This is a genomic window from Paenibacillus glycanilyticus (assembly GCF_023715145.1).
GTDB lineage: Bacteria > Bacillota > Bacilli > Paenibacillales > Paenibacillaceae > Pristimantibacillus > Pristimantibacillus glycanilyticus_A.
In genome coordinates this window covers 411,335-428,322 of record NZ_JAMBNP010000005.1, presented here as the reverse complement: position 1 = coordinate 428,322, position 16,988 = coordinate 411,335, and the positions used below count along the sequence as shown (strand labels likewise).

The following is a 16,988-nucleotide window of genomic DNA, read 5'->3' as shown; positions in this document are numbered from 1 at the left end:
CAACACACTCTTTATTTCGGACATTCTCATTTCTTCAGATAGCCCGTAACTTTCCCTAATAGATCTTCCTTGTGAAAAGGTCCCTTTGTCTGGCTGTCATTAAGCCCTCTCCAACGTACATCAGCTAAAATATAGTACTCATCACTTTTCAAAGTCAGCTTCTCCCATGAATCATTAATATCGTCGGAAGTTGGATCATTCCCATAAAAAGCAACCAGCTTTTTATCATTGATATAAACCTGCCCCTTCTTAATCCTCACGGATTCTCCAGGCAGTCCCACAACTCTGGCTATATCGGTCCGTTGCTCAGGATTATTCTTTGTGCGGAACACCACGATGTCTCCGCGCGTTACATCATGATTCTTGTAATATTCCATGTCGGCCCATACATACTCATGTAATCCAAACGGATGCCTCTCGTTTACATAGACATCGGACAGCATCCCATCCGTTTCTACCTTGACCTTGGTCAAGGAGGGATCCGGGGTTTGCATTTCCTTGATTCTTTTCTCCGTTACCGGATCATTCAGCGTATTTGCACACCCGGCTAACAGAGGAATAATGCCGATGATAAGAAAAAGATAGACAGCTATTCTCATAGACGACCTCCCTCTGATCCCATGCTTTCCTTTACAAATATGGTATAACGAAATCAACGCGGGCAACTATTCCTATTTGTTAGGATATTACAAAAAAACCGCCTCTGAACGGTCAGCTATGACCATCAGAGGCGGCTATTGTTTACAGCGTTACGTTCCAGCCAAACGGATATTGCGCGGACAGTTCCAGCGGCAGGGAACCGGTTGGCTTAAGCTCGCCGGTTAATACCTTGGCTGCCGATTCCAGCGCGAGCGGACGGCATTCGTACACGGCCAGATAAGCTTTCGCAGCCGGATATACCTTCAGGTCAAGCGGATTGCGGACGGATACGGCAACCGTGCGGTCACCAGCCAGCTTAACGACATGGTTTGCAATCTCACGCTCGATCGGATGCTTAGTTGCGTCGTAGGTGACAACTACAATTTGCTCGAACGCCTCGAGACCCGCAAGCGGATCAGTTCCGCTCATTAAGCGCTCTTCAACCTGATCAAGGCGAATCTTCAAGTGATCGCCCAGCGTACCGTCGCCCGTCAGCATCTCATCGGCAACCGATACCGGCTTAATATCCGGCCACAGCACCAGCGTACGTGCTTCTCTGCGAAGGGGAAGCAGCGGGCCGTCATTCTTCACGAGCGTTGCCGAAGCCTCGCTCCACTGACGGGCAACCGCTTTGCTTGCCGGAGTCGCCATCTTTGGTTCTGCCTCTTCCCATGCAGGAAGAGGCGCATCGACTTCATAATCCCGCTTCAGCTGCATGACCCGCGCGAGCGATTCATGGATGCGTTCTTCGGACAACTCACCGCTCTCCACAGCCGCAACGACGGCTTCAAGCGCAGCTACCTGCTTCTCGTACGTATGGCTGACAAGCACCATGTCTGCTCCGGCTTGAAGCGCCAATACCGCGCCTTTCGCCGGTCCGTAGAATTGATCAATGGCATCCATCTCGAGGCAGTCCGTGACGATAACTCCTTTGTAGCCAAGCTCCTCCCGGAGCAACCCGGTTAATACCGGCTGCGACAAGGTTGACGGCTTCCCCGACGGGTCCAGCGCAGGCAGACAGACATGAGCCGTCATAATAGCAGCCGTTCCCGCCGCAATCGCCGCACGGAACGGCGCAAGCTCAATCGCATCAAGCCGCTCCCGGCTATGAGGCAGCACAGGCAAAGCATGATGCGAGTCTACCGAGGTATCGCCGTGTCCGGGAAAATGTTTGACCGTTGCCGCTACTTTAGAGGCTTGGTAGCCTAACAAGGCCGCTTTCCCCAGCTCTCCTACCAATTGGGAACGATCACCGTATGAGCGCACGTTAATAACCGGATTATCCGGATTATTATTTACGTCCAGACATGGCGCATAATTCATCGTAACGCCAAGCAAGCGAAGCTCTTCGCCGCAGACGCGGGCCGTTTCTCTCGCTCCCTCCGCCGATCCGGTTGCGCCAAGCGCCATATTGCCGGGTATCAGCGTAACACCTTCCACTATGCGGGCTACCATGCCGCCCTCTTGGTCAATGGCAACAAGCACATTAGGCCGTCCGGCTTTATGCGCAATCTCCTTCAGCGAACTGGACAGCTGATGAACCTGCTCCGCGTTCCGCACATTGCGGCCGAAATATATCGTCCCGCCTATGCCGTAGTTTTCGATTAACGATGTAATCTCCCCGGTTGGCTCATACCCGTGAAACCCGAACACAAACAGCTGACCAACCTTTTCCCGCAGCGTCCAGCTGCTCCAATTCAACTCTCCCATTCCCCGTCCCCTTCTTTCGCCGCTTGACCGGAAGCGTTCTGCTGATGCTTATTCCGGTAATCCGTCGGATTCTCCCCCGTGTACTTCATAAATACTTTCGTAAAATACCGCCGTTCCGCGTAACCAACTTCCTTGGCGATCTGCGCAATGCTTTTCATGGTATCGGCAAGCAGCGACTTCGCCTTCTCCATCCGTTCGCGGGTTACGTATTCGATAAAGGTCTCGTTATAGGTCTGCTTGAACAGCAGGCTGAAATAAGAAGTGCTTAATCCGACATGGGTCGCCGCTTCCTCCACGCTTAAATCCCGGTACAGATTACGGCCGAGGAACGCTTTGGCTTCCGACATGGAACGTTCGGACTGCTTTTTCTTATCCGTTGATTTCTCGGCAACCGCCTTGGTCACCTGCAAGATCACCGACAGCAGATCCTTGATGCCAAACCGCCGGTCGAGCTTCAGCCACAGCAGATCCTCCTGCTCGCGCGAGAAAATCCCCATTTCCTTCGTCTCGCGCATCAGGTTCAGCACGAAGAAATGCAGCATCGGCTTGAAGCGTCCAAGAGAAGTCTCGTTCATTCGCTGGAGCTGAGTTGTCAGCCGCTTCAGCTCATCGTCAACAACAACGGTATCGCCGCGTTTGACCGCGCCAATCAATTTCTCCGACGTATCCCAAAAAGCCTGGTCTTCCCGCGAAGAACCTACACGGTCGTCCGGGTATACGGCAATCTGCTCTTGAACCGGAGTAAGCTGCATTCCCTGCTGAACCAGCTTGTAAGCCTGGGACAAGGCTGTAACATCCGCATAATCACGGTAAATGCCGGCATAAAGCGACAATTTGACGTGATTTTTTACCGCGCTGAGCAAAAGCTCCGTCCATGCCGTAATCTGCTTCAAATCATAGCACTGCGATTTCTCGCATTCGATAAGCACGCACCACTCGCCGTCGCGAATCTGAATAACCGCATGATGAAGGCCGTTCTGCTGCAGCCTCTCCCGAAGTACATTGCATACCGCGAAATTCCACAGCTTACGCTCTTTATCCGACCATTCCCGCCAATCCTTGGTCCGCTCCGAGCTTACATCCAGATCAAGAACGATCAGCACGTACTTCTTATCCAGCTCCTGCTCTTCCCCGCTAAACAGCCAGTTGCCGCTCGTGACTTCCGTATAGTCCATCAGAATATCGTATAGAACCTTCTCGCTTGCAAGGTCGATCATCCGGCCAATCTTCTGCCGCTCCTCGCTTTGCTGCTTTTTCTTCTGCCGCTGATTCGCCATTACCCGGGCAATAACTCCCGTTAATTCGTCATAAGGAATAGGCTTTAAGACATAATCCTTCACCCCATATTGAATGGCGGCCCGGGTATAGGCAAAATCCTGATAACCCGACAGCATAATGATGTCGCTTTCCGTTCCTTTTTCCCGAATATGCCTCACCAGCTCCAGTCCATCCATGACCGGCATCCGAATATCGCACAAGACGAGATCAAACGCTTCCGACTCCAGCAGCTCAAGCGCCTCCATCCCGTTTTTCGCTGTCCCGCCAACAGTTAGGCCAAGCATCTCCCATGGAATTACCTTCTCGAGATTTCGGGTAATGTGCGGTTCATCGTCTACGAGCAATACTTTGCCGTTCATAATCGTTCACCTCTGTTTTTCGGAATGGTGCAGCGAATAACTGTGCCGTATCCTTCTGCGCTGCAAATCCTTAATCCGTAAGATGGACCATAATGAATACGAAGGCGGTCCGCCACATTGCGAAGCCCCAGTCCCCGCCTTTCTCCCAGCTCCGCGGCATTGCGCCGCTTCCCGCTTGGCAGCTGCTGCTTGCTTTCGGCGAACTTCTTGAGCGTCTGCTCGTTCATGCCATGTCCGTTATCGCTAACCATGATGACAATCTGATGAGCCTCGACCGTGACTTCAATCGTAATCATGCCCGCCCCGTCTTCAAGCCCCTCAAAGCCATGCTGGATACTATTCTCAACAAGCGGTTGAAGCGTCAGCTTAAGAATCGAATAATCAAACGCTTCTTCCGATACGTTTAATTCATAAGTAAATAAATCCTCGAACCGGTACTTCTGAATTTCCAGGTAACTGCGTACATGCTCAATTTCCTGGCTGAGGAAGATCTCTTCGGTATGATGCATGCTGGTGCGCAGCAGATTGCTTAAGCGCCGCACCATCATCATGATTTTCCCGCCTTCATTCTGAGCAGCAAGGGCATTAATGGATTCCAGCGTGTTAAATAAGAAATGGGGCTTAATCTGCGCCTGCATCAGCATCATCTCGGCATGCTGCTTGCGCTCCTGCTCCGTTCGCACCTCGGTGAGCAAATCTCCGATCCGCTCCACCATGCTGTTGAAGCTGTTGGCGAGAAGCACCGTTTCGTCCTTGCCATGCGCGTTTACGCGGATATCCAGGAGACCCTGCTCGACAAGACGCATCTTTCGAACGACTTTAATAATACTTTTGGCAACCCGGTTCACGAAGAAAATATTAAACAGGATCGCCGACAAAATGCACAGAATCGTAATCATGCCGATCCATTGGACAAAACGTTCATTCTCGTTCGTCAGCATATCCCAGGATTTCACCGACACCAGAACCCAGCCGTTAAATCCAAGATTATACGAGGAGACAAGGCTGTCTTCCCCGTCGAAGCGCAGTCTGGCGCTGGAATAATCAGCCGTGTTCTGCGGCAATTCGCTGGAGTATTCCGCTATATTCGTTCCTTCGAAATGCTTGCTGCTGTCGAGCATGACAAGCCCTTCGGAATTTACAATGACATACCTGGAATTTGGACCTTCCGCCTCCGGATTCAGGAACGTATTCAGCATCGTGTAGACCTCTTCGGTCTTATATTGCGTAATCATCAGTCCAAGATCGGCAAGCGTCTCATAATCTTTGACCAGCCTGAGCTGGGTAAATAACGGAGGCTCCACCCCCGTCAGCTCCTGATGCTCATAAGGGCCGATCCACTTCGGACGGCCGCCCAGCTGAATCGTTTCATTATAGAGGGGCTGGTCCTTCAAGGCTTCGAAGGCAATCGGCCGAAAAGTCGTCGGATCGTTGCGGAAGGCGCGGAACATCGTGCCATCCATGGCATACAGCACGACAAAGCTGACTGCCGGATGCTGGAACAGGATCCGCTTCATTTCCTTCTCCGACTGGTTAATCGCAATTAAGGTGCTGGCATCATCGCTGGAATAATATTTGCTGTAGTTCAGCGTGTCCTGCACCTCGGAGCTCGTTAAATTACCGTCGGAGAGCTGATCAAGCTCCTTGAAGAAGTACTTGATATTCCCTCCGACGGCCTTGAGCGAGATCTCGGTCTGCTCGCTGTATTTCTTCTCCAGAACGGATTCCGTATTCAGAAAAGACACGATGCCAAGTCCTATCATGGGAACCACGACCAGAAAAATAAAAGCAAGCATCAACTTCGGTCTCAAATTCATCTAGCGGGCCCCTTCCGATCATCCTTAGCCCTTCACGCTCCCCGCCGTCATGCCTTCGATAATTTGCTTCTGCAAGAAGAAGTACACAACAAGCACCGGTATAATGCTCATAATGACGGCAGCGGACAATGCGGCAAAGTTCGTGCGGTAGCCGTCATTAAAGCTCGCCATCCCCGTCGGCAGCGTGCGGAGCGATTCGGACGTTATAAATAATTGGGATAAAATGTATTCATTCCAGTTGCCGATAAAATTAAGAATCGTAACCGTAACAAGCGCAGGCATAGAGATCGGCAGCACAACCTTGACGAATAATCCGCCGGCCGAAAGCCCGTCCATAATGCCCGCTTCTTCCAATTCACCCGGAATAGATAACATAAATGCATAAATAATAAATACGGTAATGGGCAATGCATATGTGCAGTATACCAAAATCAGGCCGAAATGCGAATTGTACAAATGAATGCCGCCAAGGCTCATCTGCTGGATCAAACGGTACAGCGGAATGAACAAGGCGCCCGGCGGAACAAGCAGGCCAAACAGAATAAATTGATAGACGGCCTTGTTCATCCGGGAGTATTTCATCCGGGCCAGGGCGAAGGAGGTCATCGCCGCAAAGAGCAGCGTAACCAGACAAGCTGTAATGGTGACATAAAAGCTGTTCCAGGCATATAGTCCGATTTTCGCCGTTTCCCACGCTTGCCTGTAGTTATCGAAGTTGAACTGCTTCGGGAACGCCCAAGTGTTGACGGTAATCTCGCGGCTCGTCTTGAAGGAGGACATGAGCAGCCATACGAGCGGGAATAAGCTTGCAACGATATAAACAATCAGAGAAAAATGAATCCAGAACTTCCCTTTGCGAAAACCCGTTATTGCCGCATTCATTAGTACTGCACCTCCTCATGCTTCGTCAGTTTTTGCAGGATGCCCGTAAGCACGAGAATCAGAATAAACATCGTTACGCCAATCGCGCTGCCGTAGCCAAGCTCCATCGAACGGAAGCCGACCTTCAGCATGTACGTGGACATAACCTCCGTGGACTGGAACGGACCGCCGTTTGTCATAATCTGAACGATATCAAGCACTTTCATCGTGCCGGACACGGTGAGCAGCAGCATAACGAACAATACGGGACGGATCAGCGGGAGGGTAATCAGCCAGGTTTCCGACCAGCCGTTCACGCCGTCAATCTTGGAAGCTTCCACAATCTCCTTCGGAATGTTCAAGATCGCGGCAAGACAGAGGACGATAAAGAATCCGATGTTCTGCCAAGCGTTCGCGATCAGGATCGAGAGCATGGCAAGCTTGGGATCCGACAGCCATTCGCGCGCCCAGCTGTCTGGAGCGACCAAACGGATGAACTGGTTAATCAGACCGGAATCATAGTTGTATAACACGCCAAACAATATAGCGACCGTTGCTGTCGAGATGACGACGGGAACAAATACGGCCGACTTGTAAAAGTCACGCATACGGCCAACCTTACTGATCAGAATCGAGATAAGGAAGACGAGCGGAATATTCACCACCAGGGAGAACGCCATAAAGTAGAAATTGTTAGCAAGCGATTTCAGGAACACATCGTCTTTCCACAGCCGCGTGAAATTGTCCACGCCGATAAACACTTTTTCCGTAATGCCATCCCATTGAAAGAATCCGTAAACAAACGATACGATAACCGGATATACAAAAAACAAAGCATACAATACAAGCGTTGGTATAATGAACGCGATGTACGTTAACGGATTTCTGAGAGCCTTGTTCATAACTTCGCCTCCTGCTTCCTTTAAAAAAGCTAAGGTTTATGATAAACCTTAGCTTTTTCCCTTCCTATTTCCCTTGCCTGTGAAGTTGTTTAGAACTGGATCTTCTCGCGACGTCTTAGCGGAGCGGAAGTATCATTCTGGAAAAAAAGTTTATGCTTCCGAAGCAGCTTTCTTTCAGAAAGCTTTTAGCGTTCGCTTTTGCCATCCGAATTTCATCCGCTGAAGCGGATGAAATTCGGTGGCAATGGCGATTGGAAGAATGATACTTCCGCGTAGCGGTCAACATGCGATTCGATCCATTCTAATTCTTACTTCGCAGCATTAGCCTTGTCTTGAGCTGCTTGAATATCCTTAGCAACCTTCTCAGGCTTGCTCACCTTGCCGATCAACTCTTGCAGGCCTACGTTAACAACAGCGCCTACAGCCGGTTGAACGATAGCGTCATAAGCTTTCCAGGAAGTCGAAGCGTTAGCCATAACCGTCAGCACTTCGGAGATCAGCGGATCTACGCCGGACAGATCGGACAGCTTCATGGAAGGAAGGACTTTGTCTTCAAGAAGCGTGCGTTTTTGAACTTCTTCGCTGTAGAAGTTGGCGATAAATTTTTTAACCATGGCAACTTGATCCTCGTTCAGGTTAGCCGAGAAGCCAAAGCCGTTCGAATACGATGCGTTGATCGACGTTTGATCGCCCGCGCCGCCTGAGATCGACGGGAAGTTGAAGTAGCCGATTTGGCCTTTCAGGTCGCCGGCTTCTTCGCCTGTGAAGCGGTTAGCATCCCATGAGCCCGTGAATACCATCGCTGCTTTGCCGGAGAGCAATTGCGCGCCTTGGTCCGCATAAGCAAGGCCAAGCGCACCTTTTGTGAAGTAATCGCGGTTCACAAGATCAGCGTAGTCGGTGAAGCCTTTGACGAAGCCTTCATCCGTCCATTTCGCTTCGCCGGTAACCAGCTTGTTGATCGCATCGATACCAACGTTACGCTCCATAACGGTATTCCAAAGCATGCCGTTAACCCAGCCGTCTTTTGCAGCGAGACCCAGCGGCGTGATCTTAGCCGCTTTGATTTTATCGGCCACTTCGATCAGCTGTTCCCAGGTTGTAGGAACGGAGAGACCAAGGTCGGCAAAGATCTTCTTGTTGTAGAAGATGCCTTCCGAGTAACCGCCGAATGGCAGGCCGTATACTTTGCCGTCAACCGTGAACTCGTCAAGGCTGGCGAATTTGTCCTTAATGCCAAGCTCTTCAATAATTGGGGTCAGATCAAGCATGCGGCCTGCTTTTACATACAGGTTCAGGTCAGCGCCGCCGAACACTTCGAAGATATCGGGCGGGTTGCCTGCCGTCATTTCCGCTTTCAGCTTCTGATCACGGTTGACGACTTCGTCGATGCCTTCAAGCTTGAAGGTAAGGCCGGCATTCTCATCTTGTGTTTTCTTTACGACATCCTCGAGAATTTTAAGGCGGTTTTTGCTTGTCTCTTTAATTTGTGTATGGCGCAGCGACAGGGTTACGTCTTTTGCTTCCGGACTTGGTGTAGCTTCCGTTGTAGCTGCCGGCTCTTGCGAAGCTTCTGTGCTTGCAGGAGCATTGTTCCCGCCGTTATTGTTCGAGCCGCAAGCCGAAGCGACCATGGTGAATGAGGCAAGCAATGTGGCGATGAGCAAAGTACTTTTTTTCATTTAGGAAGACCTCCTCGATATGATCTTGCTTGTTTGCCTTGCACCTTTATTATAGATTCCGGATTTGCATACTCGGGAGGTCGAAAATAAGCCCGTTGAGGGATACAATTCTATTATTTTTCGAAACAGGGATAAAAAAACACAGCCTCTCGGGTTACTATTTCCGACAGACTGTGTAATGATAGTTCACATATTACTTACGCATACCTTGAACATGAGCTCGGATTGCCTCGTAAAAAGCTCGCCACTCTTCATTTCCTTGTACAGAACCTGACACTACCTGCTCCGCGCTTCCCTTATCCGGCTCTTTCGGCTCAGGGGAACCGGTATGCCGCTCGGCCATTGCTTTGGCCCACTTGTCCTTCTCCTCAGGCATTTATCCCCCTCATCCCTTCAACCAGTTTTTGCGAAGCGCGAACAGCTCCTTCAGTTCATCCGTGGAAAGCTCGGTAATCCACTGCTCCGATTGCCCTACCACCTGCTCATTAAGCTGCTGCTTGCGGTCAATCATCTCGTCGATCTTCTCCTCAAGCGTGCCGAGTGTAATGAACTTGTGAACCTGAACCTTTTTCGTCTGCCCGATTCGGAATGCCCGGTCTGTCGCCTGATTCTCAACAGCCGGATTCCACCAGCGGTCGAAGTGGAAGACGTGGTTCGCCGCCGTCAGATTCAGACCGGTTCCGCCGGCTTTGAGCGACAGCACAAACGCGCAGCATGGCTCCTCCGGATTCTGGAACTTATCAATCATCTCATCCCGCTTTGCCTTTGGCACGCCGCCGTGCAGATACGGAACCGGCAGCTCCAGCCGCTCTTCCAGCAGCTTCTTGAGCTGCTCGCCCATATCGACAAATTGGGTAAAGATCAAGCAGCGCTCTCCTTCCGAAGCGATCTCCTCCACCATCTCCAGAAGGCGCGCCACCTTGTTCGAGCGGGTGTCATCCCACTGCGCAAGCTCGCGCTCATCGCTTAGCATGGCAGGATGATCGCAAAGCTGCTTCAGCCTTGTGAGCGATGCCAGAATTATTCCGCGGCGCTGCATCGGCCCAAGCTTATCCAGCTTCTCCAGCAGGTCGGCAACGATATTCTCGTATATGGCGCCTTGTTCAGTCGTCAGGGTCAAATACGTCTTCGCTTCATTCTTGTCCGGCAGCGACAGCTGAATAGCCGGATCCTTCTTGACCCTGCGGAGCATGAACGGCTTCACCCAGCGCTGCAGACCGCTGATGACCTGTTCGTCGCGGTTCTTCTCGATCGGCAGTACAATCGCTTTACGGAATTCGCCCATGCTGCCCAGATAACCAGGATTAATAAAATCATAGATGGACCAAAGCTCGGTCAGCCGGTTCTCCATCGGAGTACCCGTAAGCGCAATCCGATGATTGGCAGGCAGCCCGCGTATCGCGGCCGACTGCTTGGTATACACATTTTTTATATTTTGAGCTTCATCCAGACATAACGCATCCCACTGAATCTGGTTCAGCTCTTCTTCGTCAATTTGGGCAAGGGAGTAAGACGTAATTACAATATCGGCATCCTTGATCGCTTCCCGGAGCGCCTCGCCTTTTTCCCGTTTTGGTCCATAATGGAGATACGCCTGAAGCGTAGGGGCGAATTTCTCCAGCTCCTTCTCCCAGTTGCCGATAACGGACGTCGGGCAGATCAGAAGCGACGGTCCGCGGCTCTTGTCTCCATGCGCCTTCACATAGGATAAATAAGCCATGAACTGAATCGTCTTGCCAAGACCCATATCGTCCGCTAGCACGCCGCCAAGCCCGAATTTCCTCAGGAACAGCAGCCAGGATACCCCCTGCAGCTGATAAGGGCGAAGGGAGCCGAGGAAGCTGGAAGGTATTTCAGCCATAGGAATCTCCGCCGTATGCTGAAGCTGCTCCAGCCATCTCGACAGATGGTCATTAAGCTCAACCTCTGCCCGAAGGGCAATAGAAGCATCCTCTCCGTCTTCCATGACGGCGCCTCCAAGCAGATGCATCTCCATCACATCGCGGAATGACAGCCCGGTGCGCTTCCCAACGCGCTTCATCCAGTCGCGGATCTGGGCCACATCCTGCGGATCCAGATGAACCCATTCCCCGCCGATATTCATCAGCCTGCGGTTTTCTTCGGCCAGGCGCATAAACTCCGACTCCGACAAATCGATATTGCCAAGCGCCATCTTCCAGTCGAATTGAACAATCTGATCAAGGCCAAACATCGGCTGCGCATCCGAACCAACCGAGGATTTCATCTTCGCCTTCAGTCTCAGGCGGCGCGAGCGGACCGCTTCCCACCAGCCCGGCAGCAATACGGGACAGCCTGCTTCCAGCAGCTTCAGGCTCGCCTTCTCCATAAAGAACCAGGCATCGTTATCGGTAAGCTGCCTGCGCAGCTTCTCCGGTTCGGCTTCGTCTCTCCAGTCCGGCAAAACAGCAAGCCATTTGCTATGCTCCTTCGCAAGCCTCGTCTCCAGATGAGGCGCCCAATCTTCAGGCAGCGGACCGTCCTGCTCGAATAGAGCCCGCCACTGCCCCTTCACTGCTGCGACTGGAATCCACGGCCCGCCATTACGGTCCTGCAAGGCAGGCCTAAGCTGCCAGCTTGCACCCTCCACGGGCTCAGCCAGCTGAAGCGCAACTTTGAACGGCATCGTATCTTTATGCAGACCAAGGGCAATCAGCCAGTCTTCTTCATCCGCCGCCTTATGCAGCAGCACCGATTCTCCGCCTGCCGCCGCCGCAATTTTGCGCCATGCGGCCGCGGCCTGATCGTTTTGCGCCAGAATTTCTTCAACCGCTTCGCTTAACCATTGATCCGCGCCGGTTATCCCGGTCTCGCGTATCTGCCGCTCCCATTCGGCTGCAAATTCATTCTTCTCCGCCGGAATCTCCAGCCTCCAGGCACGCCGGTGCTCCGACCACCCGCTCCAATCCGGCTGAAACCATCCTTCGAGCAGCGCCTCGCGGAGCATGCCTGCCATGTTCATTAAGCCTTGCAGCCGAGCCGTCCATTCTACCTGCAGCAGCCGTACATGCTGCGGCGAAGACAAATAATCAACGGCGATAAGCGGAGGCAGCCTGAGCGCTTTCCCGCCATCCGCGTCTACTTCCTCTATCTCCGCACCGTACCAGGATGCCTGATGCCAGGCAAATAGAACCTGCTTCAGCCTTGCCGGACTTTCAGCCCGGTCTGCCGCCATGAGCAGGAGCCCATTATTCTCTGCTTGATCGCCTTGCTTCCAGTATCCGTCCACGAGTAACGTCCGGGCGCCGATGAATGATTTCATGTTACGATTTTTCCTTTCCACAGCTCTTCCTGAAACGCGCGAAGCCGTTGATACTTGCTCACGATTCCTGCGATGTATCGATCCCATTTATCCGAATGCTTATCTGCCTTATACAGCTTCTCCAGCTTCTTCAGCTCTTTCACCGCGAGGCGGTAGCCCTGCCTGTTGCGCGAATTGATCGATTCTTCAATCGACTGATGATACAGCGGGATCATTACGCTTGGAGCAGCCTTTGCGACCTCGCGCACATTCTGAATTCCCAGATCGTCCGGCTTCATGCCGATTAAGAGCTGCAGATCCGCCCATTCCTCGTATTTCTTCACGGCCAGCCAATGATCCGACAGGTCGGAATAAGAGTGAGGCAGCATCTCCACCATATACCGGGTCCAGCGCGGTTCATCGGGCTGATCCGTATCCGCTCTTCTGCACAAGGTCATGAACGGCCCGATGGTCCGCGCATTCTTCACTTTCATGATATGGTCATACAAGAAGCTCATCCAGTGCCCAATTACCTTCCAGTCGCCTTCTTCAAGACGCTGCGCGACGCAAGGGTAGATCACCTTCTGCGAACGCTGGAAATCCGTCTTGCCGAAATGCACGAGCGCCTTCTCATCATCCCGGCCAAAGAAGCAGAGCATTGCCGCAGCCGTATGAACAAAAGTCAGATTTACAAGCTCTGCCGATTCCCGGAATTCTTCCTTCGTAATCGCATCCAGCTCATTCTCGTACCACTCAGCATTTGAAGACATCCGCTCGCAGATTGCCAAGTAAATATAGGTCCAGTCGAACAGCTGCTGCTCCTGCTTCACTGCCTTGTTCTTCGCGTAACCTGCCAAATAATCGATCCAGCTGCGTTCAAGGCCGGTCACTTCTGACGGCTCGAGCTCGAGCGCCAGCGTATAATAATGCTCTACCCATGGCTCAGCCATGCGCAGAAACGACATTTCATGATAATAACGGCTGAACGTATCGACCGTCTTGATCGCCTGCTCCGCCTGATCGAGCACAAACAAAATTACGCTCATCCAGTGCAGCCGCTGGCTGCTTTTATTCCAATGCTTCGTCGTTCCCTTCAGTGCCGACAGTACCGGCTGCAGGGCATGAAGCGAATGGCGGCAGCTGCGCCAGGTCTCGCCGTATTCGGCCTCCATCCACAATCCCCACTCTTCCGGCGGAGCATCATCGGATGGCTGGGCATGGCGCCCGCCGAACTTCGGTACGCTTACCGTTACCGAGCCTTGCGGCTTCCCGTCTATGCCGCGAATGCGGTCATAGGCAGCTTTCGCCGCGGACTCCCCGTCCAGACTGTGACAATAGGCGAAATAGACTGCCGCCATATGTTTGCAATAATCATTAAAGGGACAAGTGCATTTGCTGTATCGAAAATGGTCCGAGTCCAGCAGCACCGAATAAACATCCGACCCCTGCACGGCGCCGTATAACGTCTCTTCATCTGCCTGCTTGACATTCAGCACCTGGCCGCTCCGATAATAATCCCATCCGCGGCGAATGATTTCTTCGTTCAAATGCTGCCCCAGACTGTGTTCAAGCGCTGTATGAAGCTTATCATCAAGACTTGCCAAGTTCGTTCACCCGCCCTCTTCCGTTCACCTAGCATCTTATTAGTATACCACAAAAAATGCGCCCTCTGAAAAGACAAAAGCAGCCCATTTCACTCTCGGAAGAGCAATGGACTGCTGAAGGATTAAAATTCTATTAGTGCGGGATACGAATATTAAACGTAATTTTGTTCTCTGTATCTGCGTTAACCTGAATGCTTCCCTTGTACTGCTCGGTAATCGATTTGACGGTGAACAAGCCCAGCCCTTGATGGGCATCATCCTTGGTCGAGAAGCCTGCCTGGAACAGCGGCTTATCCTTAACCTCATGCGCCTGCGCGCAAGTATTGCTGATGCAGAACTCGATAAAGCCGTCCATCTGTTTGCCCGACAGCTCCACCTCACGGCAATCCTCGCTATATTTCATAACCTCGTCAAACGCATTATCGATCAGATTGCCAAGCATTCGGTTCACGTCAAGCGTCTTGATTCCCATCTCCAGACGGTTAAGTCCGCTGAAGGAGCAGGTAAAGGCTATCCGGTAGCTCTCCGCCTGCGAGATCTTAGAGCGGATCAGCGCGGCAATCGCCGGATTCCCGATATTAATAATATCGTTCATCAGCCGGATCTCTCCCGTAAGCTCTTTCGTATAAGCGACAAGCTCCCTTGATTTGTTCAGCTCGGCGAGGGAATGGATCGTCTGGACATGATTCAGGAAGTCATGCCGCTGCGCGCGGATCGACTGGAACATGCCGTTGATCTCATCGACGTAGGTTTGCTGCGTCACCTCTACCACCTTCTCGCGAGACTGCCGGAAATACCGCATGGCAAAGGCGGCAATAAGAAGGCTGATGCCTGTAACGAGGAAGATGACGATACCGATGTTCAGAAACTGGCTGTCCAGCCTGTCCTGAATGACCTGATAATCGGAGACAAGGGACAACACGTAGCCGTGAATCGGCTCCCCGTTCTCGTCAACCAGGTTAACTTCGTCCCCGGTCGATACCGGAATGAACATCTTGAGCACATGCTTGCCGTCGATATGGTCTTTGGTCGAAATAATGTCGCCGCTGTCAAAAGCCTTCTGTACATCATTCACATCGTTATCCGACTTATAGCGGTATGTACCGTAGAAGATATCCTGCTGCAGCAAATGCCCTTGCACTTCGCCGTCTTCGTTCTCCGTATCAAAGGATCCTTTGCCAAAGGTCATTGGATTAATGACGGTGGCTTCCAGCAAGGAGTCGCTGCTGCCAATCGATTTCTCTATCAATTCGTTAATGCCCGTCAGCTTCTCGTATTCGGCAAGCGACCTATAGCTGACGTAAGGATCAATAATGTAATTGGTTGTGCCGTCGTAATAATAGCCCCATTTGTAGATGTGATCGGGGTCCGTCGAAGCGACCTCGAACGGTCCGCTCCAGAAGTTGGGAAGCGTCTGGCCCAGCCAGTCGATGTTCACCTTTTTATCGTCAAACAGCTGATTAAACGCGACATACCAGGGATCCCAGGTCTTCGTCCCTTTGCCCAGCTCGTTCTCGTCCGAGGACTTGTACAATATAATATTGTCTTCCGTCCGCTTCATCAGCGTGATATGCTCGACGCCAAGCTTGGCGCTTAACTCCTTCAGCTGATCGTTCGTAACCTTCTCGACGTCCGGATCAAGCGCATACTGCGCCGCGATGGATACCACCCGAAGCTCCCGCCCGATCTGATCCTGGAACTTCTCGGCACCAAGCCGGGATTGTTCGACGGAAAATTCAATTTGCTTCGCAACAGCCCGCATCTCATGGTTTAGCGCATCTTCCAGCGTTTTTTTGGTCAGAAAATAATAAGCTCCGTTGCTTAGTAAAACGATGATAACGCTCAAGCTAATCGCCATGAGCCAAGTATTGCGCGGCATATGATGCTCCTTTAAGCTCTCGTAATGTACTTCGATTATGGCTGATTTTCGCGGAAACAACAATATGGCGTAAGGCAAAATAAACAAGTAGTTCTTTCCATCAACCGCGCGTCTTCCGAATGAACAGGCGCAAAGCCCACCTGCGCTCCGCCCGTTTCTTGTACCGCGGCAGGGAGCGATAGATCCGGAGCCCTTCCCGGATGGCTTCGACAGTATCTTCTTTGCGGTTCATCTGCTCGTAAATGGCAGCAAGACGGTAGTAGGCTTCGCAAGAGGAAGAATGGATTTCCTGGAACGCTTCGATATAGGAGAGCGCCCGCTCTGCATCAAGCTTTGAGTAATGCGCGGCAAGCCTTAAATAAGGAGCCCCGTACTTCACTCTCGGATTAAGCAGCAGCGCCTTGCTCATCGCCGCTTCACCTGCCTCCGGCTGTCCGGTCTGCATCAGGCAAAGGCCAAGATCATCCCAATACTCGGCGGATTCGTCAAGCATCCGCTCCAGCGGCTCGAGCAAATTCAGCGCTTCTTTGTATTTCTTCTTTTCGATCAGTATCCGGGCAATCTCCACCTTGGAAGAGGTATCGTTTGGAGACTGCACAATATGCCGCTTCAGCTTGCGCAGCCTGGAAGACCTGCGGATCGGCTTCAATAAGCTTGGCGTTAAACCTATAAATTTGCGGTCCAATACATAAACAATGAATAACATAACGAGAATTGCGATAAAGGGATTGCCAAAGATCCATGTGAAAAAAACAAATAATAAAAAGAGTTTTCCCATTGGACTCCTCCTGGAAATTATTGTTATAAAAAAGGCTGTTATGTGGCGGTTTGTAGCGCTTTCTTTTTTCGAAATCATGCGCTTACAAGCCGCGTTTTTTGGTGAAATATGTATTTAACAATATTAACATAACCCTATCTTCTTGAGAAATAGATTTAATCGATCACTTTATTCATCGAACGCATAAGCGCCTGTTACAAGATATTCCCCTCACTGCCCG

The 16,988-nt window shown here is 51.6% G+C and carries 12 protein-coding genes; all 12 read right to left on the bottom strand.

Annotated features, from left to right (window positions below):
* Positions 1–26 precede the first annotated feature (26 nt).
* A complete protein-coding gene (lepB, locus tag M3194_RS16945) occupies positions 27–599 on the bottom strand; it encodes a signal peptidase I (RefSeq protein ID WP_251655253.1) in 573 nt (190 codons plus the stop codon).
* Positions 600–741: 142 nt separating this feature from the next.
* Positions 742–2,349: a glycoside hydrolase family 3 protein gene (locus M3194_RS16940; RefSeq protein WP_251655252.1), complete on the bottom strand. Its 1,608-nt coding sequence runs from the start codon at positions 2,347–2,349 to the stop codon at positions 742–744.
* Positions 2,337–3,986, bottom strand: coding sequence for a response regulator transcription factor (locus tag M3194_RS16935; RefSeq protein ID WP_251655251.1), 1,650 nt, complete (start codon positions 3,984–3,986; stop codon positions 2,337–2,339). Before M3194_RS16935 ends, M3194_RS16940 begins: the two co-directional genes overlap by 13 nt.
* A complete protein-coding gene (locus M3194_RS16930; RefSeq protein WP_251655250.1) occupies positions 3,983–5,803 on the bottom strand; it encodes a cache domain-containing sensor histidine kinase in 1,821 nt (606 codons plus the stop codon). The genes M3194_RS16935 and M3194_RS16930 overlap by 4 nt, the downstream gene beginning before the upstream one ends.
* A 24-nt stretch (positions 5,804–5,827) precedes the next feature.
* The gene (locus tag M3194_RS16925; RefSeq protein WP_251655249.1) at positions 5,828–6,685 is read right to left on the bottom strand and encodes a carbohydrate ABC transporter permease; all 858 of its coding nucleotides are present in this window, start codon (positions 6,683–6,685) and stop codon (positions 5,828–5,830) included.
* Positions 6,685–7,566: a carbohydrate ABC transporter permease gene (locus tag M3194_RS16920; protein ID WP_251655248.1), complete on the bottom strand. Its 882-nt coding sequence runs from the start codon at positions 7,564–7,566 to the stop codon at positions 6,685–6,687. The genes M3194_RS16925 and M3194_RS16920 overlap by 1 nt, the downstream gene beginning before the upstream one ends.
* Before the next feature lie 308 nt (positions 7,567–7,874).
* A complete protein-coding gene (locus M3194_RS16915; protein ID WP_251655247.1) occupies positions 7,875–9,248 on the bottom strand; it encodes an extracellular solute-binding protein in 1,374 nt (457 codons plus the stop codon).
* A gap of 193 nt (positions 9,249–9,441) precedes the next feature.
* Positions 9,442–9,624 (bottom strand): hypothetical protein, encoded by a 183-nt coding sequence (locus M3194_RS16910; protein WP_251655246.1) that lies wholly within the window; start codon positions 9,622–9,624, stop codon positions 9,442–9,444.
* A gap of 9 nt (positions 9,625–9,633) precedes the next feature.
* The gene (locus M3194_RS16905) at positions 9,634–12,528 is read right to left on the bottom strand and encodes a DEAD/DEAH box helicase (protein ID WP_251655245.1); all 2,895 of its coding nucleotides are present in this window, start codon (positions 12,526–12,528) and stop codon (positions 9,634–9,636) included.
* The gene (locus tag M3194_RS16900; RefSeq protein WP_251655244.1) at positions 12,525–14,111 is read right to left on the bottom strand and encodes an SWIM zinc finger family protein; all 1,587 of its coding nucleotides are present in this window, start codon (positions 14,109–14,111) and stop codon (positions 12,525–12,527) included. Before M3194_RS16900 ends, M3194_RS16905 begins: the two co-directional genes overlap by 4 nt.
* 133 nt (positions 14,112–14,244) lie before the next feature.
* On the bottom strand, positions 14,245–15,990 hold the full coding sequence (locus M3194_RS16895; protein WP_251655243.1) for a sensor histidine kinase: 1,746 nt from the start codon (positions 15,988–15,990) through the stop codon (positions 14,245–14,247).
* Positions 15,991–16,090: 100 nt separating this feature from the next.
* Positions 16,091–16,768: a tetratricopeptide repeat protein gene (locus tag M3194_RS16890; protein WP_251655242.1), complete on the bottom strand. Its 678-nt coding sequence runs from the start codon at positions 16,766–16,768 to the stop codon at positions 16,091–16,093.
* Positions 16,769–16,988: the final 220 nt, after the last annotated feature.

Bases quoted from the DNA above. Each gene is read 5' to 3' on its own strand.
- lepB (WP_251655253.1), bottom strand. From the start codon at position 599: ATGAGAATAGCTGTCTATCTTTTTCTTATCATCGGCATTATTCCTCTG.
- M3194_RS16940 (WP_251655252.1), bottom strand. From the start codon at position 2,349: ATGGGAGAGTTGAATTGGAGCAGCTGGACGCTGCGGGAAAAGGTTGGT.
- M3194_RS16935 (WP_251655251.1), bottom strand. From the start codon at position 3,986: ATGAACGGCAAAGTATTGCTCGTAGACGATGAACCGCACATTACCCGA.
- M3194_RS16930 (WP_251655250.1), bottom strand. From the start codon at position 5,803: ATGAATTTGAGACCGAAGTTGATGCTTGCTTTTATTTTTCTGGTCGTG.
- M3194_RS16925 (WP_251655249.1), bottom strand. From the start codon at position 6,685: ATGAATGCGGCAATAACGGGTTTTCGCAAAGGGAAGTTCTGGATTCAT.
- M3194_RS16920 (WP_251655248.1), bottom strand. From the start codon at position 7,566: ATGAACAAGGCTCTCAGAAATCCGTTAACGTACATCGCGTTCATTATA.
- M3194_RS16915 (WP_251655247.1), bottom strand. From the start codon at position 9,248: ATGAAAAAAAGTACTTTGCTCATCGCCACATTGCTTGCCTCATTCACC.
- M3194_RS16910 (WP_251655246.1), bottom strand. From the start codon at position 9,624: ATGCCTGAGGAGAAGGACAAGTGGGCCAAAGCAATGGCCGAGCGGCAT.
- M3194_RS16905 (WP_251655245.1), bottom strand. From the start codon at position 12,528: ATGAAATCATTCATCGGCGCCCGGACGTTACTCGTGGACGGATACTGG.
- M3194_RS16895 (WP_251655243.1), bottom strand. From the start codon at position 15,990: ATGCCGCGCAATACTTGGCTCATGGCGATTAGCTTGAGCGTTATCATC.
- M3194_RS16890 (WP_251655242.1), bottom strand. From the start codon at position 16,768: ATGGGAAAACTCTTTTTATTATTTGTTTTTTTCACATGGATCTTTGGC.